This is a genomic window from Arcticibacterium sp. GJ41-1, from assembly GCF_055808875.1.
In genome coordinates this window covers 1,194,022-1,211,625 of the sequence record NZ_CM147888.1, presented here as the reverse complement: position 1 = coordinate 1,211,625, position 17,604 = coordinate 1,194,022, and the positions used below count along the sequence as shown (strand labels likewise).

Below are 17,604 nucleotides of genomic sequence, written 5' to 3'. Positions count from 1 at the left end.
GATATAATTATTTAAAAGGGAGCTTTGCTCCCTTTTTTTATGCCTAACACTTTGACCACAGCAAAGTATAAAACAGCTCCTATCAATACGCCAATTCCATCAGCCAGAGCATCCATCAAATCATAAGAACGGTGAAAATACTCTGGCAATGCTCCTTGAATAAACTCTACTACTAAACCAAAAAGAGCAGAAAGTATAATAACTTTCAAATAGCTTTTTGACACCCATAACCATAAGAACGAAATGCCAGCGAAAGCCACAAAATGGGCTAATTTATCATTGACATCACCGGGTAACTCTTCACTTGGCATACTACACAAACCAAGAATTAAAAGACTAAATAAAACTGCTAAATAAGGCTTTTCAAAAAAGCCAATAATACGTTTAATCATTTAATTGCAATGTAATTAGTGCCATCAGAAAAAAGCTCAATGCTGTATGCTCCTGCTTTGTTAGTCAAAGTATCTCGGGTTTCGTTTCCTTCATAATACGGCTGCGAAAAGGTAATTAACCCAGAACCGATATTGACAATTTTCCAAGTCTTGCCCGTTCTAGTATTTGCCGCTGGCAACGTATAAACTACATCTCCGCCTTTATGCACATAAAGAAAAGTATTATCATCTAATGTTATAGCCGTCATTACTTCCATAAAATTCTCATTCAATGACTGTAAAGACTTTGAATGAACCACGCCAGCAGCATCTACACTCATAAGCGAAAGGTCTGTACCTGCTGTGTCAACTTTTAAACCAGAAAGACTTAATGGATTTAATGTATCTGAAACTATACTTAAAGCTGCAGTGGGACTATCAACACCAATACCAACCTTACCACCAAAGTAATTACTTAGCACATTGGGTTTCATATAAATACCCCAGCCATTTTCTATCATACCAACATTTAGACCTCTAAAATCCTCCATTCTTACAGCGTAAAAATTAGTAATAGTTGCCAGATTCCCTGGAGTATTAGCTGTAAAAAAACGAAGGTTTAAAAGGTCATACTGATTATTAGAATACGCTCTTCCATTATTTCCAAATGCACCTGAAAGCCTCAGGGTGGCTGCTCTTTCCATAGCCCCACCGTCTCTAAAGCCATACCCTTCATAAAAACCTCTGAAATAATTAAACTCGGAGGTACTATTATGCACATCTGTATTTGTCACAGATTCATGAAAATTAGCATAGTTATTTGCCACCAAAGCTGCATGACTCTCACCATCATCTAGCACCAAACCTACACGTGTACTATCGCCATCTTCATTAGAATAATCATCTGGCTCATTAAGAGAAATAAAAACTCCCCTATTATTGGTAGAGTCATATTTAGCCACAACTCCAAACTTGTTATTTGCCGGATTTTTTAAATAATCTGAAATTAAAACTGGCCCACTACGCCAAACGGTATCTGTTACATTTGAGTTTGGGGTAGCACTATCTACCTTATTCCAGTTCTGAGCTACTGACTCCAATCCTACTAAGAGAAATGTGGTTATGAAGAATAGTTTATTCATAGCATATAATTTGTATGTAAATATAAGGCATAAAAAAAGTAGCGTCGTTAAACGCTACTTTCAATATCTCTTAAAAAGTATTATCTACTAATCCAACTAAACTCATATTCTAGCTCAGGAACTTTACTTCTTTCTGCTAGTCTTCTTAATCTTGATGGTAACTTAACCACGTAGTCTCTTGCCTTTTCTGCTTGCTCTGTAATATTGGTAATATTCTCAATTTTCCAGTCTGCTATCAAACCTTCCATGATTTCTATGTAATCTATGGTAGTATAAACACCTAAACGCTGAGCAGCATCAGAAAAGTGAGCGAAGGTATCACCCATTTTCACACCAGACTCTCTTAAAAAGTGAGCAGGCATTACTATTTTCTTACGCATCATATCCTCAAAAGCAATCATCATTTCTGATGGGTCAATTTCAAATATTCTGTTAACAAAAGACTTATACGCTCTATAATGACGCATCTCATCTGCAGCTATTACTCCACACATTTTAGAGAGTGTTTTGTTACCATGTGTTTTGGCAAGTGAAGCTGTTCTTCTGTGCGAAATATTAGTGGCCAACTCTTGAAAAGAGGTATAAATGAAGTTTTTATAAGGGTCGGCACCTGTGCCAATATCATAGCCATCAGCTATTAAATATTGAGTTGAAGTTTCCATTTGCTTCATATTCACTCTACCAGAAAGGTACAAGTACTTATTAAGCAAATCTCCGTGACGGTTTTCTTCTGCGGTCCACCATCTTACCCATTTGGCCCAACCTTGTGGGTCGTTTACAGAATCAACGCCATCTAAACCCATAAGCCAAGCTTCGTAGGTAGGCAGAGCCTCTTCTGTAATGGTATCTCCTATTAAAACTGCCATGTAATCATATGGCAATTCTTTACACTCTTCTTGCAAAAGTTTAATATCTGGTAAAAAGTCTGGTGAGTCTGACTCTGGAAGAAAATCAGACGGCTGCCAGTTAGAATCAATAGGCTTTAAAAATTGACCGATTATCTCGTCCATTTTTTGTCCTATAAAATTCATTACTTCAATACGTGAAGCTGGTAAATTCATATAAATTTTCTTTATGGTTCATCACTATTTCCTATTAAGATAGCGATTTTTCTTGATATGATTGGTTTCTTTACAATATAACCTACGTAAATAAACGCAAATTGTACTACAAAGATAAGTAATATTAGATGAGTGAAAGAATGATATAAGTCATGCCAAAAAATTATCTTTGTGTTCACTCTTATTAAAGTATGAAAAAAGCGATCGATTACATTCTAAGCGTTGTTTACTTAGCCTACTTTTCCATAGTTCTAATATTCTTTCATGGCTTACAATGGTTGTGTTTTAATATTGGTGGCCAGAAAGCACACCAATGGTCAGTAAACGGACTCAACTTCTTTATAGTCAAAGGTTGGTTATTGACTGGTTCTACTACCAAAGCTATAAAAAGTCACCCATTGCCTACTGATAAACCTATCATTTTCGTTGCCAATCATAGCAGTATGTTTGACATCCCAGGCATCATCTGGTATTGGCGACAGCACACTCCATTGTTTGTTTCTAAAAAAGAATTGGCCAAAGGCATCCCAAGCATTTCATATAATTTAAGAAAGAGTAAAGCCGCTTTAATTGACCGCAAGGATGGTAAAAAGGCCGTAGTAGAGATTGCGAAGCTTGGAAAATACGTGCATGAAAATAATTTTTCTGCTGCCATTTTCCCAGAAGGCACTCGCTCTAAGACAGGAAAGCTTAAAGAATTTCAAATTGGTGGCGTAGCCGTACTCTTAAAAAGATGCCCAAATGCCTTAGTAGTACCATTGGCCATTAAAGGCACTGGCGTATTTAACCCAACCGGTGTTTTCCCATTGACATCATTCACACCGATGATTTATACCTCATTAAAACCAATAGAACCGAATGGCTTAACGCCAGAAGCTATATTGGAAGATGCCAAAAGTCAAATAGAAAATTGCTTAGCTAATTTGTAGCAAAGCGACTAATAGCGGAAAATTGTAGTCCGTCAAACGGCAATTCCTTAATTTTGCAGTCCAAAATTTTATTTCAAAAAGAATGTTAAGAACACATACCTGTGGAGAACTAAGACTTTCTCATGTTAATCAAACTGTTACACTATGCGGCTGGGTGCAAAAAACCAGAGATAAAGGTGGCATGCTATGGGTGGACTTGAGAGACAGATACGGAATTACACAGTTAATAGTAGAGGAAGGTGTTTCTTCAGATGCTATAATTGAAAGCCTTCGTGGTGTAGGAAGAGAGTTTGTGTTACAAATCTCAGGAACTGTAAAAGAAAGAGAGGCTAAAAATGACAAAATAGCTACGGGCGAAATAGAACTGCTGGTAGAAGATTTTAAAATTTTAAACCCTGCCAAACTTCCTCCATTCTTAATAGAAGATAAAACTGATGGCGGTGATGAGCTTCGAATGAAGTATCGTTACCTTGATTTAAGAAGAAATCCGGTTAGAGAAAAACTTAAACTTCGTCATAAAATAGGAAGTGCAACTAGAAGTTTTCTTGACAAACAAGACTTTATAGAGGTGGAAACGCCTGTTTTGATAAAATCAACACCGGAAGGTGCTCGTGATTTTGTGGTGCCAAGCAGAATGAACCAAGGTGAGTTTTACGCTTTGCCACAATCACCTCAAACATTCAAACAGCTTTTGATGGTTTCGGGTTTTGACCGTTACTACCAAATAGTAAAGTGCTTTAGAGATGAAGATTTAAGAGCCGACCGTCAGCCTGAGTTTACACAAATAGACTGTGAAATGTCTTTTGTGGAGCAAGAGGATATCCTGAATATGTTTGAAGGCTTGATTCGTCACCTTTTCAAAGTTGTTAAAGATATTGACCTAGCAGAAGTTCCAAGAATGGATTATGCTGATGCCATGAAATATTATGGTTCGGATAAGCCTGATACGCGTTTTGAAATGAAATTTGTGGAGCTAAACGATTTAGTTCAAAACAAAGGTTTCGGAATTTTCGATGCAGCAGAATTGGTTGTTGGAATTAACGCTACTGGCTGTGCTAGCTACACCAGAAAAGAAATAGATAAACTTACTGAGTGGGTAAAAAGACCGCAAGTAGGTGCCAAAGGCATGGTTTATCTTAAATACAATGAAGATGGTAGCACCAAGTCTTCGGCAGATAAATTCTACTCAGAAGAAGATAAAAAAGCCATCCTAGAAAGATTTGATGCCAAACCTGGCGACATGATTTTAATGCTTTCTGGTGAAACCAATACCGTAAGAAAGCAACTAAACGAACTTCGTTTAGAAATGGGTGAAAGGCTTGGACTACGTGACCCAAATAAATTCTCTGTACTGTGGGTTTTAGATTTTCCATTATTAGAATTTGACGAAGAATCTAACAGATGGCACGCGATGCACCATCCGTTTACTAGTCCAAAACCTGAAGATATGGACTTAATTAACTCTGACCCAGGAGCTGTACGTGCAAATGCCTATGACATGGTAATTAACGGTACTGAAGTAGGTGGTGGTTCTGTCAGAATATTTGAAAAACCTCTTCAGCAGAGAATGTTTGACCTATTAGGTTTTACGCCAGAGGAAGCAGAAGCTCAGTTTGGTTTCTTAATGAGTGCTTTTGAATATGGAGCACCTCCGCATGCAGGTATTGCTTTTGGTTTTGACAGACTTTGTTCGCTTTTCGGTGGCGTAGAATCCATAAGAGACTTCATAGCATTCCCTAAAAACAATAGTGGTAGAGATGTCATGATTGATTCTCCTTCTCCTATTTCTAATGAGCAATTGGGAGAACTTGGAATTGATGTGAAGGCTTAATTCGAGCTTTAATTTATAAAAAAAGCCCCTTGACTCATTTTGAACCAAGGGGCTTTTTCATGACATAAGCTGAACTTTCTTTCTTTAATATCTAACTCCCTATAAATGCTCAGGTAAATCCATTTTTTGATGCAAAATCCGGATAACATGGATTGTGTTTGCAGAAATCATCCTATAAAATATTGCATGTGACTGCACATTGTATCTAAAATAGTCTAATCCATTGAATTCACATTTTCTTCCAAGAAGTAGTGGCTCCCTTTGGATTCGATTAAAAGCAGAATGTATTTCTGTAATATAATAATTGGCTTGTTCTTCAGACCAACTTACGTAGCTATCAAGCCAAATCTCTTCTAAATCTAGTTCGGCAAGTGGTCTAAGCTTTAACTCAAGCATGTTTTACATACTTTTCGCTCATTCTATGTTTAAAGGTCTCTAAATCAAATGGCTTTGCCTCACCGCTATCCTCTCCTTCTTGGAGAAGCTTTTCCAGCTTTTTTCTTTTATTGCTTTCATCTTCCAGTAGTCTCAAAGAGTCTCTAACCACCTCGCTTGCTGAGGTATATCTTCCAGAAGCTACCTCCTCAGAAATGAAATCCTGAAAATGCTGACCAATAAGTACTGATGTATTTTTTGCCATATCATTTTAGTTTACACCAAATATACCAACTCTTGGTATTTCTTCCAAAAATGATGGTTTGTACTGATTAACAAACGAAAGCCCCTTGACTCATTTTGAGTCAAGGGGCTTTCGTTTTTGGCAAAATACTATTCTAACTTTTCATTTTTCCAAATATTTTCATCTCACTCATAGCCCAGGTTCCTTTTTCATGGCTGCCCGTTTGTCGCATTCTTAAAAACTTCCCTTCCGATTCTTTTAGACGAATCATGTTTGGGCTGTCAGAGCCTTCGCCGCTAAATACTTGCGTCCACTTTTTACCGTCTTTTGATGTCTCTATGATTAATTGACGCGGATGCGTTTTTATAGAAGGCAGGCGTTCTCTCCAGTGTCCTTGACGAATCCCTCGTGAAGTAAACTGCAGCTCAGAAACGAAAATCACCTCAGGGAATTCTATCTGAAACCACATACCCGGTTCCTGCGGAACACCTGTAGACCAACCTTCAAAACTCAAGGCTCCTACTGGCTTTCCCGTTCCACCTTTTAGTACTGGCACCGCGTGGCTCGCTGTAACTTTCCAATCAGAACTTAACTTTAATTCCACCGGAACTGATGCCTTTAAAGCTTCATACTGATAAGCAGATTTTTGATTTTCTGTAGCTTTTCTAACCCTTGCCACATCATCTGTACTCACTAACGAAGCGTTATTATCAAACGAAAAACGAATAAAAGACGCTACCGAAGCCACCCAATCGTCCGAGTTTTCTGCCATTGGCACCATGATTACACCTTCATATGTTTTGTTATCTATCTCTCCCGTCAATCCTCTTAAAATAGTTTTAACCACATAGTCAGAGTGCCCTTTCAGGTTATTATTACTTACAAATGATGGAGCCATTAAGCCATCGCCAACTGGTGTCCCTCGTCCTTCTGTTCCATGACATTGCGAGCATAGTTCTTGATATATCTTTTGTCCTTTAGCAATCCTTACTTTTTCTTCCTCCGAATGGTTTGGGTCTTTCTTGCCAAAATAAGAATACTGCGTTTTAGGGGGATTGATAATATTATCCGCTACTAATTCAATTCCAGCTGAAGAGTCCGCTGCTAAAGTCGCTTTAGCGGCTTCTAAAATACCCGGTATTTTAAACATATTACCAATCATTAAAGCCCTCACTTTAACTTCTACATTAGCGTCATTGGTCATTTTGATGTAATCGGCCGCAAAACTCTTATCTCCCTTTTTATACAGCGACTCTGAAACATACAGAGCCATATTTCTCATTCTGTAATGTGGGTCTGTCATCATTTCACGCACTAGTTCTGGTTTTAACTCGTCCAAACCTTCTAAAACCCAAAGTGCATGAAAACGTGATTCTAAATTAAAACCACTCTTTGCTATTTTTTCAAGTTCAGGCACTACAGATTTATCTTGTCTTAAAACTAAAAGCTGCTGAGCCTTATCTCTCCACCATCCGTTTGGATGAGACAAATGCTTTACTAATTCGGCCGAAGTCTCGTCAAACATTCTTGGCTGCGTCTTATCTCGCTCAATTCCTTCATAAGAAAGTCGCCAAATCCTTCCTAAACCTATTACTTTATCTAGCTGATATTGTTCTATTTTAGCTCTTAAGTATGACCCTTTTGGCGTCCACTGCCCCTCCTGAATTATACCATGATACATATCTGTGATATACATGCTGCCATCTGGAGCAGTAGTCATATCTACTGGTCTAAAAAGTGGGTCGGTAGAGCGAATAAATTCTGCTTCTTCTTTTTGATAAACGTTTTGAAGTTCACTTAATCCGCCACTTCTATGCTCATTTATTTGCCTCACTATTCTAGCCACAGGCTCTCCATAAAAGTATTGACCGTAAAGGTTTTTCGGCAATCTATCTCCTCTGTAAATGTCATTTCCTGCCGCTCCCGTAACTCTATTTAGTGAGCCTTCATTTTCTCGAACAGCAGCCATACCACCTTGCATATCGGCTATATACATAGGCTCTCCATAAGGAATATCAAAACCTTCCTGCAATTCCACCTCTCGTTTAACACTATAATCACCTAAGTGAATTGGATACTGAAAATGCGAAGGAATTCCACTTGCTCCGCCTTGAAACCACATCTTGCCATCATCATCGTGCGTGACGCCCCATTGTCCATTATTATTTCCAGTGGTTTCTCTCAATACACCGTTTGGCGTCCATCTAATTCTAAAGGCATTTACGGTACTATATAGCCAGTTATCCATGCCCCAATACAAGAAAGCCTGCTGATGCTCTACATTTCCAGACCTACCAAAATTATCAGTAAAGGCTTCTTTTTTATCCGCTTTACCATCACCATCTGTATCTGTAAATTTATAAATCACATCTTGATTCGATTCCATCGTCAATATTGCATCAGGACCAAAAGGCAACACGAAACGTGGAAAAACAAGCTTATCAACAAACATCCCACCTGTTTCATAAACACCATCGTTGTCTTTATCTTCCCATCTTGATATTCCACTAGTTGGCTCTAGTGTACCTTCTGAATCTGCGGTTAGCATGTAGCTTCGCAATTCTAAAACATACATTCTCCCGTTACCGTCAAAAGAAATAGCTCCAGGTTGCTCTATTTGTGGCTCCGCCAATACCGGCTCCATTTTATAGCCATCCATCAATACAAAACGCTTTTGTTCTTCTTTAACAGACAGCGGTAAAACAGGGGCTTGCGGACTTAAGTCAATTCCTTTCCAATAAGCTTTGGTAGTATCCGCTTCTTCTGGAAGTGGAATGATAGGGTAACCCTCTTTTGTAAAACTTAGTGTTTCTCCTTCAGCAAGGTCATCGGTAAGTTCCATAACCGAAGTTGTTTGAGGCTTTTTACAGTCGGTTAATAAGGTGGCGGACAGCACTAAAGCCGCCAATCCTAATTTAGGTAGTCTTTTAAATTCCATTTTAAGGTTTCAATAGGTTTGAGAGCTAGCAAATTAGGGGCTATTATTCGGTTTTCAAATACAGACAGTTTAGAATAGACGAATCAAGTCTTTTTCATGTCAAAGTATAATTTTACAGCAAAAGCAGCTTCTATTTTAATATTGAAAAAGTAAATTGCGACCAAAGTATATAAGAGCATATAAGCATGAAATTATTTTTTAGAAAAGTAGGCGAAGGGAAACCCCTTATTATCCTTCACGGATTTCTGGGTTCGTCAGACAATTTATTTACGATAAGCAAACAACTCGCAAGCACAGGTTTTGCGGTATACATACTAGACGCAAGAAACCATGGTCAATCGCCATCTTCCACAGAGCATAATTATAAACTCATGGCAGATGATTTAGCGGAGTTTATTGAATCAGAAAAAATAGATAATCCTATAATTTTAGGACACTCCATGGGCGGAAAAACAGTACTTCAGTATGCTCAAAAATATGATAACTATGAGAAGTTAGTCATAGTTGACATTGCACCTAAGTATTACCCTACGCACCACGACAAAATTATAGCGGGGCTAAATGCTATTCCAATAGACACTTTAAAAAGTAGAAAAGAAGCCGAGACCATTTTCTCCGAATATGTTTCTGACCCGGGTGAAAGGATGTTTATCTTAAAAAATATTTATAGAACAGATGATGGCTTCGCCTGGAGAATAAACATCCCTACGCTTAGCAAAGAGCTAGAAAACGTTGGTGAAGAAATAATTGGCAACAAACAAATTGACAAACCTGTATTATTCATCAAAGGCTCAGCATCTAATTACATAAAAGATGGCGACTTTGATGTTATTAAAAAAACATATGTCAATGCAGAATTGATAGAAATAGAAGGTGCAAATCACTGGGTACACGCCACTAAACCTAAAGAATTTGTGGAAGTTGTTTCAACCTTTGCTCTATGAAAGTTTTCCAAAAAGAAATCACTTTGAAAGCCTACCCTAGAGGTTTCCATTTAGTAACGGATACTATTTTGAGGAGTATTCCTGAGCTAAAGGCAATTAACGTAGGCGTGCTTCAAGTTTTCATCAAACACACTTCTGCATCGCTCACTTTAAATGAGAACTGGGATGCTTCTGTTCGAGGTGATTTTGAACGACACATAAACGTGATGGTTCCTGAAAATGCTCCCTATTATGAGCATAATTATGAAGGCTCTGATGATATGCCTGCTCATATTAAAGCTTCCTTATTTGGAAGCTCTGTTCAAATTCCGATAACTCATGGAAAATTAAACACCGGAACTTGGCAAGGCATTTATCTGTGCGAACATCGCAATGCAGATACGGGTAGAAGTCTGGTTTTGACAGCCTGGGGTATTTAAACTCCTAAATAACCCTCTTCTGAAACTTTAAAGACATAAAACATCTTGGCACAAAAAAGCCACGACTCCTTTCAGAATCGTGGCTTTACCTTTTATATGATTTATGAATTAAAGACCTTTTAAGGCTTCGTTCATATTTCTTACTGCTGCCGCAGAAGCTTCAAAAGCAGCTTTTTCTTCATTGCTCAATCTTACATTGACAATTTTTTGCCATCCACCTTTTCCTAGAACTACAGGTACACCAATACAGATATCCTTTTGTCCGTACTCTCCGTTTAGGTAAACACAAGATGGAATAATTCTTTGCTCATCTCTCAAGATAGCTTCTACTACTTGGCAAATTGCAGCTCCAGGAGCGTACCATGCAGAAGTTCCTAAAAGACCTGTCAATGTAGCACCACCTACTTTAGTTTTAGCAGCTACATCAGCTAAATCATCAGACTTCAAGAATCTGCTTACAGGAAGACCATTCCATGTAGCTAGTCTAGTTAAAGGAATCATAGTAGCGTCACCATGACCACCAATCACCATTCCGCTCACGTCATTTGTAGACATGTTCATAGCTTCTCCTAATCTGTAACGGAAACGAGCAGAATCCAAAGCACCACCCATACCAAGAACTCTTTTCTTAGAAATTCCCATTTCTTGAGCTATTTGATACGTTAGGTAAGTCATTGTATCCATTGGGTTAGAAACAATAAGAATAACCGCCTTAGGAGAAACTTCCAAAGCTGCCGTAACTACCGTTCTTACGATACCCGCATTTATTCCAATTAAATCTTCACGGCTCATACCTGGCTTTCTAGGAATACCAGAAGTAACCACAATCACATCAGACTTTGCAGTCTTAGCATAATCATTTGTAGACCCAACTATAGTTGTGTCAAAACCTTCAATTGAAGAAGTCTGCATTAGGTCCATTGCTTTCCCTTCTGCTATCCCCTCTTTAATGTCTAATAAAACTACCTCGTCAGCTACTTCTCTGCGAGCAATCACGTCAGCGGCAGTAGAACCTACTGCACCAGCACCTATTACAGTTACTTTCATTTAATTTGTATTTTCTTAGTAATTCTCCTTCCTTTTGAGAATCACACGATTATAATATTATTTCCAAACGGGTAAATCCCTGATTGTTCAACAAAAATATTGTTCCAAAGGGCTTAAACCAAAAGTATGTACGCTATTTTTGAGAAAAGTAGCGTAAAATGTAATTTTTTACCAGTTACCATTGTTTTAGCATCAAAAAGCAATCTTAATGAGTTCAAATAACCAAACCGACAACTTAATTTCAAGAGTTCTCAATTCTATTTTTTACAAAAGTTCTTTAGGCAAAGCCAGCCGAATTTCAAAGAATTCAAAGAGTCTTTTAGCTCTTTTAAGAAATGCATTGAACAAGTCTAAAGATTTAGGTGTGGGTGGAGTATTTGATTCCATCAGAACTAAAGTGGTAACCATAGGAAGCTTGGTAAAAGCCTATGCTTCGGGAGAGTATCGTGATATTGAATTGAAAAGTTTGATCATCATGATTGCAAGTCTTGTCTATTTTATCTCTCCAATTGATCTATTGCCTGATTTCTTACCCTTTCTTGGTTATGCAGATGACATTGCCTTACTTACATTTGTTTTGCAGAACATGCGGGAAGAGGTGGAGAAGTTTGAACTGTGGGAAATGAATAAAGATATCAATTGACCATAGTTTCTTCAAAATTTACGTATCTTTTATTTATCTTTGTTTTATACTATATATCGAAAATATCATGGAATTAGCTACATTATTATTCTTAGGGAACCTTGGAGGAACAGAGATATTCGTAATCGTCTTTGTTATATTATTGTTTTTTGGTGCTAAAAAATTACCTGAATTGGCCAAAGGCTTAGGGAAAGGGATTAAAGAGTTCAAAGACGCCACTAAAGACGTTAAAGAGAACATCGAAAAAGCAGCAAACGGAGACGATTAATTTTATTACAATCTCAGCGTTTAGTTAATGCAGCAGGCAAATTATGTACTGTTGCATTTTCTTTATAAGAGCTTATTTCTAAGCGTTTTCGATAAAAAACCATAAAAGATCATTAGAAGATTCACTAAACATCTATTCATTGACGTTAAATCATTGAATATTATTGATTTTTTGAATTTACAAACATACATTTGACAAAGCTTCCTAATAATAACGTGTTCCTGAAAGGAGATAACAACATTTTCTATGCCCAAAATTAATACAATTGCACTAGCTGCAGTAGTAACGCTACTTACAACAAACCTCGGTTTTGCTCAATCGGATTCTATTAAAAATGCGATTGTTCCTGTCAAACAAATTGTCATTGGCAACAAACCTGACAAAGAATTAAAGGTCTCCAATCCTGACACCGTTCAAAAACAGGCCAAAGCTGTTTTCCCCGGCTCAGTAACTGTAGTAGATAAAAGAGACAGTGCTGTTTTCCAAATCATTCCTGCTGATGATGATATTATTGCAGCTAGGGTAGAAGGCCTGGAAAACATTATGCCAATGCCGTATAATGAGCATGTAAAAAAATACATTGATTATTTCCTTTATAAGCGTCCTAGCTTTGTTAAAGAAATGCTTGAGAAAAAGGAATTCTATTTTCCTGTTTTTGAAAGATACTTAGCTCAGCATGGTATTCCTGACGAGATGAAATATTTAGCTCTTTTAGAGTCGGGGCTTGAACCAACTATAATGTCTCACGCAAAAGCAGTGGGTTTATGGCAATTTATGTCTCCTACGGCTAGAGAGTATGGTCTAAAAATTAACGACTATATGGATGAAAGAATGCACATCGAAAAATCGACAGATGCTTCTTTCAGATACCTTACTTGGCTGCATAACTACTTCCATGATTGGGAACTTGCTCTTGCATCTTATAATACGGGTCCAGGAAATTTAAGAAGGGCTATTAGAAGATCAGGAAAGACCGATTATTGGGATTTACATAATTATATTCATAGAGACACCAGAGCTTATGTGCCTCAGTGGGCTGCTCTAAATTACTTAATGAACTACTCTGCGGAGCACGGTATTTTCCCAGACCCTGAGAAAACTATGTATCCTTTAGCAACTGAAAACTTGTTATTAGATGGTCCTTTGAATTTGGAGAAATTTGCTGAGTTAAACTACCTTGACTTAAACACTATCAAGAGACTTAACCCACATTTCACTAGTAACGATATCCCTTCTTATGCTAGAAACCTTGAGATAAAAATCCCTCAAAACACTTATGCATATTTTGAGGACAATAAGGATTGTATTCTAGATTTAGCTTCTGTATTGTCTGACCCAACTGACGATATCGCATCTATTACAGATTCAAAAGGTACTTACCATATTGAAAAGAAAACTGTAAAGAAATATTACAGAGTACGTTCTGGAGATTATTTAGGAAAAATAGCCTCTAGAAATGGCGTAAGAGTTTCTGATCTTAAAAGATGGAACAAACTTCGTTCTAATACTATTCAGAAAGGACAGCGTTTAGTTTTTTACAAAACAGAATCTACGAGAGTTTATGACGCTATAGAGCCTATAAAAACTACAGCTAAGCAAGACAACAAACCTGTGCTTGCTAAAAACACTGCCGCACCAGCTGAAGAGAGAACTAATGTTAAGGTGGTAAGTCAGTCAAATAAAGTAGCCACTACGTCTGAAAAGAAAACAGAACCTTCTTATACCAATGTTAGTAAAACAGTTAAGAGATATCATTTTGTAAAAAGAGGTGATAACTTAACGCACATTGCAAGAGCTTATGGTACCAATATTTCTCAGTTGAAAGAATGGAATAACTTAAGGTCAAACAACATCCAAAAAGGTCAAAGACTAGCATACTACACTACCATTACAGAAAGAGTTTATGACAATGTAAAAGTAGCTGACGACGGTACCATTTTAGTACACACCGTTCAAGCAGGCGATACACTGTGGGCTATTTCTAAAAAATATGGTTACTCTATAGAACAAATAAAGAAACTAAATGGCATGTCTGACAATACTGTTAAGGTAGGTCAAAAGATAAAAGTGAAAGCTTAATACTTTCCAATCATATTAAATCCCGAGTTCTTTAAGAGCTCGGGGTTTCTTTTTTACGGCTATCACTACTCCGCTAGCCCAATTTAATTTGGTCAGCACCAAATCCTCCCTATCCTGTAGTGTTTTTAATAGGCAAGAGGCCTTTTCGTGATGCCCTTCAATCCAATTATCTTGAGGTAACATATCATCTATAATATAGAAGCCACCTTCTTTAAGCATACCTAAGGTTTCTTCTAACATCAGATACTTTCCATGCCAAGTATCGGCAAAAATGTAGTCGTATTTTTTATAGGTAAAGTATTCATCAGGCAAGAGCAAGACCTCCGGTCAAATACCAATAATATACGAACAACAATTACCTAGGCTGGAATATTAAACCAGTGTATCCATATTTCAATAGCAAAAGAAAACATCATTTAAGAAAGGCTTTGGTTATAGATTCTACCTTTCGAAAGATAAAAACGAATATGCTTATAAAACTGAGTAATTTCAGGAGCCCATAAAACCATGTAACGCCTAGATACGCAATCGCGAGCAAAAAAGAGTTGATTGATTCGCATTAAAGAATTAAGCTTTACATCAATAAAACACCTCTTGTGAAAAATGAGGAAATAAATAAACTTGGGTTTAAAAATAAATTTCAAATGCAAAAAACGAACAGAATATAAGAGCGTTTAAAGCTCGTGGTGGACTGAACTTTATATTATTTTTAATCAAATAGGGATTGACAAGGGTTTGGTACCCCGTCTTCCAGAAGTTTTGATGAAGCCTTAATTCCAAAATATCTTGAATTATGATATCGATTCCACTACCAAAACCTTTTTCACAGGAACACCTTTTTCAATACCTAAGACGTTCAAAAAACGAAATCACTTTTGAGGTATTGGATGACAACACTATTCTTAAATTATTTATAATTAGTCAAATAAAGTTATTAACTCAAATCACCTTTTCCACCGAATCTTTGGGTATAAGGTTTATTAACAAACAGCCTACTGAAGCTCAAAAATCAGAAATAAAGGCTTACGTGACTTCATGGTTTGACCTAAATACTGACCTAAACTCTTTCTACGAACAGGTAAAAAACGATGCCATTTTAGCACCTCTTATTAAAGACTTCCATGGCTTGAGAATTGTCAAATGCCCTGATCTTTTTGAAGCTCTTTCTTGGAGTATTATTGGCCAGCAAATAAACCTACCCTTTGCTTACAGCTGTAAAAAGGTTTTGGTTGAAAAAGTGGGAGAACGCATAACCTTTGAAGAGAAAAACTACTATGCCTTCCCTAGCTCATCTAAAGTTTTAGAAATTTCTGATGATGACTTTAAAAACATGAAATTTTCAAGTCAGAAAGTGAAATATATCAGAATAGTGGCCGAAGCTATAGAAGCTGGTAACTTGTCAAAAGAGAAACTAAATCTTCTAAATTTTGACAAGGCTAGAACTGAATTAATAAAGCTTAAAGGAATAGGAGATTGGTCTGCCAACTACACATTAATGAGATGTCTTGGCCATAAAGAAGCCTTTCCTGTGGCAGATATTGGTTTGCAAAATGCTTTAAAAATAATTCTAAAGAAAACAGAAAAGCCAACTATTGAGGAAATTCAAAAAATTGCCATACCATGGGAAGGATGGGAAGCTTATGCCACTTTTTATCTTTGGCAAAGCTTACTATAAATACCTTAAATTTTGTTCTAACTATACCATGTAATTCTCGAAAAAAAACAATACGTTTAGACATCAACGACCCCGTTTAATCACTTCCTAAATACTCATATCGAACATACCATAATTTCATCCATAGAAAGCACTCAAACGTCCATAAAATCAAATATTAGCATAGTAATTGTTGACATTTGTATATATTTATTATTGATAATTATTGATAAATCAATTAAAAATCCTGCTTTTAAGTTACAAGAGAGCTAGCTCTCCCCTTTTATAAAAATTTCATCAATTTAAAGAAAATGCCATGAACTCTTTACATACAATGTTGGCAGAAAGTTTTCATTTTCAGAATGAAGAAATAATTGAAATCATTAGGCTTTTCAAACCTGTCAATTATCCTAAGCACTCCTTCTTAGTGCAACAAGGAGAAATGTCCGAAAATATATTTTATATAAAGAAAGGCTTAGCCAGAGAATTCTTCACGTACGACGCAGACAAAAATGAAGACAATACTATCCAGTTTGTAAAAGAAGGAGATTTCTACTTTGCCAATAACAGCCTTTTAGAAATTCAAAAATCTAAGTGCTTCACACAAGCATTAGAACCTGTCAAGGCATTAGTACTAAACAAAGAAGATATAAAAGAGTGTAGCTTAAAGCTACCTTTTATAAACCGATTAGCATTCTTAATTTTAAGAGAAACAGTAATACGTCAAGAAAAAAGGACTGATATATACATGAGGCATAGAAAAGGAATAGACCGTTATGGCTTATTTTTAGAGTCTTTCCCGAATTTAAGTCACAGAATAAGTGACAAGTTTATTGCATCTTATTTACAGATGAATTGCTCCACATTAAGTAGAATTAGAAGACAAAGGGTTTAATAAACTCCTTACCTTTTTTATAAGTATACCCTAAATACTATTTATTTAAAGTTCCCTCCTCTAGAATCTTGAGTTCGCTCTTTTGCATAAACTCCTTCATGGTTCTTTCTTTTTCCCATGCATTTGCCAACCTGTTTTGCTTTGTAGAAGGATCCCAATAAATAACATCGATACCGTCTAGTTCTGAAGATGTCAAATCACGAATTATATCATCCTCTTCTTCTACCATCTTCTTAGCCCAGTTTCTATCTGATACTCCCAACACCATTTTTTTCATGTTATCGAAATGAATGAAAAGTAAAACGGGTTGCCTTTTATCTGTATCAAATTCCCAAGGCCTCCACTCTCCACTTTGACTCTGGTTCTTATCATAGTTTAGAGGAAACGAAGCTAGCACGTCACCTTTATGTTTATCACCCTCGTTTCTTACTTTCATTACATATACCACTAAATCGTCTTTAGTACCGTTATTGGCAGCATTACATAAGCCGCCCATATAAAGCTCACTTTTGATATTTGTAATATTTGTAATCCTGAAATCTCCATTAATACATGTAACCTGAGCATTACCCACACTAAAACTTTCCAATGACTCCCCAGCTTTTTCAGGTAAGTTCATGTCAGAAACTTCTCCTGCAAATTGATAATTTGGAACTACCATAGATACATCTTGGGCCAAAGAAGTACTTGTAGCCGTATAAAACATGGCAATTATTAATAAATAGTTGTTCACTATCTTCATCGGATTATAGAAATTAGATTCA

General features: G+C 36.8%; 18 protein-coding genes. 9 read left to right on the top strand and 9 right to left on the bottom strand.

The window, feature by feature from the left end; translation table 11 throughout:
* Nucleotides 1-11: 11 nt before the first annotated feature.
* From AC0L6O_RS04795 to AC0L6O_RS04785, 3 genes are all read right to left on the bottom strand, one after another.
* A complete protein-coding gene (locus tag AC0L6O_RS04795; protein WP_473306723.1) occupies nucleotides 12-392 on the bottom strand; it encodes a VanZ family protein in 381 nt (126 codons plus the stop codon).
* Nucleotides 389-1,513 carry a hypothetical protein gene (locus AC0L6O_RS04790; RefSeq protein ID WP_473306722.1) on the bottom strand — a complete coding sequence of 375 codons (1,125 nt, stop codon included), beginning with the start codon at nucleotides 1,511-1,513 and terminating at the stop codon, nucleotides 389-391. Before AC0L6O_RS04790 ends, AC0L6O_RS04795 begins: the two co-directional genes overlap by 4 nt.
* Before the next feature lie 80 nt (nucleotides 1,514-1,593).
* On the bottom strand, nucleotides 1,594-2,574 hold the full coding sequence (locus tag AC0L6O_RS04785; RefSeq protein ID WP_473306720.1) for an acyl-ACP desaturase: 981 nt from the start codon (nucleotides 2,572-2,574) through the stop codon (nucleotides 1,594-1,596).
* Nucleotides 2,575-2,765: 191 nt separating this feature from the next.
* Here AC0L6O_RS04785 and AC0L6O_RS04780 point away from each other — a divergent pair, with 191 nt between their 5' ends.
* The gene (locus AC0L6O_RS04780; RefSeq protein WP_473306719.1) at nucleotides 2,766-3,503 is read left to right on the top strand and encodes a lysophospholipid acyltransferase family protein; all 738 of its coding nucleotides are present in this window, start codon (nucleotides 2,766-2,768) and stop codon (nucleotides 3,501-3,503) included.
* 82 nt (nucleotides 3,504-3,585) lie between these two features.
* Nucleotides 3,586-5,334: an aspartate--tRNA ligase gene (gene aspS, locus AC0L6O_RS04775; protein WP_473306717.1), complete on the top strand. Its 1,749-nt coding sequence runs from the start codon at nucleotides 3,586-3,588 to the stop codon at nucleotides 5,332-5,334.
* A gap of 99 nt (nucleotides 5,335-5,433) precedes the next feature.
* On the opposite strand, the gene AC0L6O_RS04770 is transcribed toward aspS, so the two are convergent.
* The 3 genes from AC0L6O_RS04770 to AC0L6O_RS04760 form a co-directional block, all read right to left on the bottom strand.
* Nucleotides 5,434-5,730 carry a type II toxin-antitoxin system RelE/ParE family toxin gene (locus tag AC0L6O_RS04770; RefSeq protein WP_473306716.1) on the bottom strand — a complete coding sequence of 99 codons (297 nt, stop codon included), beginning with the start codon at nucleotides 5,728-5,730 and terminating at the stop codon, nucleotides 5,434-5,436.
* A complete protein-coding gene (locus AC0L6O_RS04765) occupies nucleotides 5,723-5,974 on the bottom strand; it encodes a type II toxin-antitoxin system ParD family antitoxin (RefSeq protein ID WP_473306714.1) in 252 nt (83 codons plus the stop codon). Before AC0L6O_RS04765 ends, AC0L6O_RS04770 begins: the two co-directional genes overlap by 8 nt.
* 133 nt (nucleotides 5,975-6,107) lie before the next feature.
* A complete protein-coding gene (locus AC0L6O_RS04760; protein WP_473306713.1) occupies nucleotides 6,108-8,891 on the bottom strand; it encodes a DUF7133 domain-containing protein in 2,784 nt (927 codons plus the stop codon).
* Between the two features lie 185 nt (nucleotides 8,892-9,076).
* Here AC0L6O_RS04760 and AC0L6O_RS04755 point away from each other — a divergent pair, with 185 nt between their 5' ends.
* Nucleotides 9,077-9,835, top strand: coding sequence for an alpha/beta fold hydrolase (locus AC0L6O_RS04755; RefSeq protein ID WP_473306711.1), 759 nt, complete (start codon nucleotides 9,077-9,079; stop codon nucleotides 9,833-9,835).
* On the top strand, nucleotides 9,832-10,254 hold the full coding sequence (locus tag AC0L6O_RS04750) for a secondary thiamine-phosphate synthase enzyme YjbQ (protein ID WP_473306710.1): 423 nt from the start codon (nucleotides 9,832-9,834) through the stop codon (nucleotides 10,252-10,254). The genes AC0L6O_RS04755 and AC0L6O_RS04750 overlap by 4 nt, the downstream gene beginning before the upstream one ends.
* 108 nt (nucleotides 10,255-10,362) lie before the next feature.
* Here the strand turns inward: AC0L6O_RS04750 and mdh are convergent, their stop codons facing one another.
* Nucleotides 10,363-11,301, bottom strand: coding sequence for a malate dehydrogenase (mdh, locus tag AC0L6O_RS04745; RefSeq protein WP_473306708.1), 939 nt, complete (start codon nucleotides 11,299-11,301; stop codon nucleotides 10,363-10,365).
* A gap of 208 nt (nucleotides 11,302-11,509) precedes the next feature.
* Between mdh and AC0L6O_RS04740 the strand changes: the two genes are divergently transcribed.
* The 3 genes from AC0L6O_RS04740 to AC0L6O_RS04730 all read left to right on the top strand — a co-directional run bounded on the left by AC0L6O_RS04740 (nucleotide 11,510) and on the right by AC0L6O_RS04730 (nucleotide 14,291).
* Complete coding sequence (locus AC0L6O_RS04740) at nucleotides 11,510-11,944, top strand: YkvA family protein (protein ID WP_473306706.1); 435 nt, start codon at nucleotides 11,510-11,512, stop codon at nucleotides 11,942-11,944.
* A gap of 67 nt (nucleotides 11,945-12,011) precedes the next feature.
* The gene (locus AC0L6O_RS04735) at nucleotides 12,012-12,212 is read left to right on the top strand and encodes a Sec-independent protein translocase subunit TatA/TatB (protein ID WP_341228499.1); all 201 of its coding nucleotides are present in this window, start codon (nucleotides 12,012-12,014) and stop codon (nucleotides 12,210-12,212) included.
* Between the two features lie 246 nt (nucleotides 12,213-12,458).
* Nucleotides 12,459-14,291: a LysM peptidoglycan-binding domain-containing protein gene (locus AC0L6O_RS04730; RefSeq protein ID WP_473306704.1), complete on the top strand. Its 1,833-nt coding sequence runs from the start codon at nucleotides 12,459-12,461 to the stop codon at nucleotides 14,289-14,291.
* A gap of 15 nt (nucleotides 14,292-14,306) precedes the next feature.
* On the opposite strand, the gene AC0L6O_RS04725 is transcribed toward AC0L6O_RS04730, so the two are convergent.
* Nucleotides 14,307-14,603, bottom strand: coding sequence for an O-methyltransferase (locus tag AC0L6O_RS04725; protein WP_473306702.1), 297 nt, complete (start codon nucleotides 14,601-14,603; stop codon nucleotides 14,307-14,309).
* Between the two features lie 481 nt (nucleotides 14,604-15,084).
* On the opposite strand from AC0L6O_RS04725, the gene AC0L6O_RS04720 reads away from it, so the two are divergent.
* Together AC0L6O_RS04720 and AC0L6O_RS04715 are read left to right on the top strand one after the other, a co-directional pair.
* A complete protein-coding gene (locus tag AC0L6O_RS04720) occupies nucleotides 15,085-15,966 on the top strand; it encodes a DNA-3-methyladenine glycosylase family protein (protein ID WP_473306700.1) in 882 nt (293 codons plus the stop codon).
* A 295-nt stretch (nucleotides 15,967-16,261) separates the two neighbouring features.
* Complete coding sequence (locus AC0L6O_RS04715; protein ID WP_473306699.1) at nucleotides 16,262-16,840, top strand: Crp/Fnr family transcriptional regulator; 579 nt, start codon at nucleotides 16,262-16,264, stop codon at nucleotides 16,838-16,840.
* A 37-nt stretch (nucleotides 16,841-16,877) separates the two neighbouring features.
* On the opposite strand, the gene AC0L6O_RS04710 is transcribed toward AC0L6O_RS04715, so the two are convergent.
* Nucleotides 16,878-17,582: a hypothetical protein gene (locus AC0L6O_RS04710; protein WP_473306697.1), complete on the bottom strand. Its 705-nt coding sequence runs from the start codon at nucleotides 17,580-17,582 to the stop codon at nucleotides 16,878-16,880.
* Nucleotides 17,583-17,604: the final 22 nt, after the last annotated feature.

Excerpts from the sequence above, each read along its gene's own strand:
- AC0L6O_RS04795 (WP_473306723.1), bottom strand. The coding sequence starts at position 392 with ATGATTAAACGTATTATTGGCTTTTTTGAAAAGCCTTATTTAGCAGTT.
- AC0L6O_RS04790 (WP_473306722.1), bottom strand. The coding sequence starts at position 1,513 with ATGAATAAACTATTCTTCATAACCACATTTCTCTTAGTAGGATTGGAG.
- AC0L6O_RS04785 (WP_473306720.1), bottom strand. The coding sequence starts at position 2,574 with ATGAATTTACCAGCTTCACGTATTGAAGTAATGAATTTTATAGGACAA.
- AC0L6O_RS04780 (WP_473306719.1), top strand. The coding sequence starts at position 2,766 with ATGAAAAAAGCGATCGATTACATTCTAAGCGTTGTTTACTTAGCCTAC.
- aspS (WP_473306717.1), top strand. The coding sequence starts at position 3,586 with ATGTTAAGAACACATACCTGTGGAGAACTAAGACTTTCTCATGTTAAT.
- AC0L6O_RS04770 (WP_473306716.1), bottom strand. The coding sequence starts at position 5,730 with ATGCTTGAGTTAAAGCTTAGACCACTTGCCGAACTAGATTTAGAAGAG.
- AC0L6O_RS04765 (WP_473306714.1), bottom strand. The coding sequence starts at position 5,974 with ATGGCAAAAAATACATCAGTACTTATTGGTCAGCATTTTCAGGATTTC.
- AC0L6O_RS04760 (WP_473306713.1), bottom strand. The coding sequence starts at position 8,891 with ATGGAATTTAAAAGACTACCTAAATTAGGATTGGCGGCTTTAGTGCTG.
- AC0L6O_RS04755 (WP_473306711.1), top strand. The coding sequence starts at position 9,077 with ATGAAATTATTTTTTAGAAAAGTAGGCGAAGGGAAACCCCTTATTATC.
- AC0L6O_RS04750 (WP_473306710.1), top strand. The coding sequence starts at position 9,832 with ATGAAAGTTTTCCAAAAAGAAATCACTTTGAAAGCCTACCCTAGAGGT.
- mdh (WP_473306708.1), bottom strand. The coding sequence starts at position 11,301 with ATGAAAGTAACTGTAATAGGTGCTGGTGCAGTAGGTTCTACTGCCGCT.
- AC0L6O_RS04740 (WP_473306706.1), top strand. The coding sequence starts at position 11,510 with ATGAGTTCAAATAACCAAACCGACAACTTAATTTCAAGAGTTCTCAAT.
- AC0L6O_RS04735 (WP_341228499.1), top strand. The coding sequence starts at position 12,012 with ATGGAATTAGCTACATTATTATTCTTAGGGAACCTTGGAGGAACAGAG.
- AC0L6O_RS04730 (WP_473306704.1), top strand. The coding sequence starts at position 12,459 with ATGCCCAAAATTAATACAATTGCACTAGCTGCAGTAGTAACGCTACTT.
- AC0L6O_RS04720 (WP_473306700.1), top strand. The coding sequence starts at position 15,085 with ATGATATCGATTCCACTACCAAAACCTTTTTCACAGGAACACCTTTTT.
- AC0L6O_RS04715 (WP_473306699.1), top strand. The coding sequence starts at position 16,262 with ATGAACTCTTTACATACAATGTTGGCAGAAAGTTTTCATTTTCAGAAT.
- AC0L6O_RS04710 (WP_473306697.1), bottom strand. The coding sequence starts at position 17,582 with ATGAAGATAGTGAACAACTATTTATTAATAATTGCCATGTTTTATACG.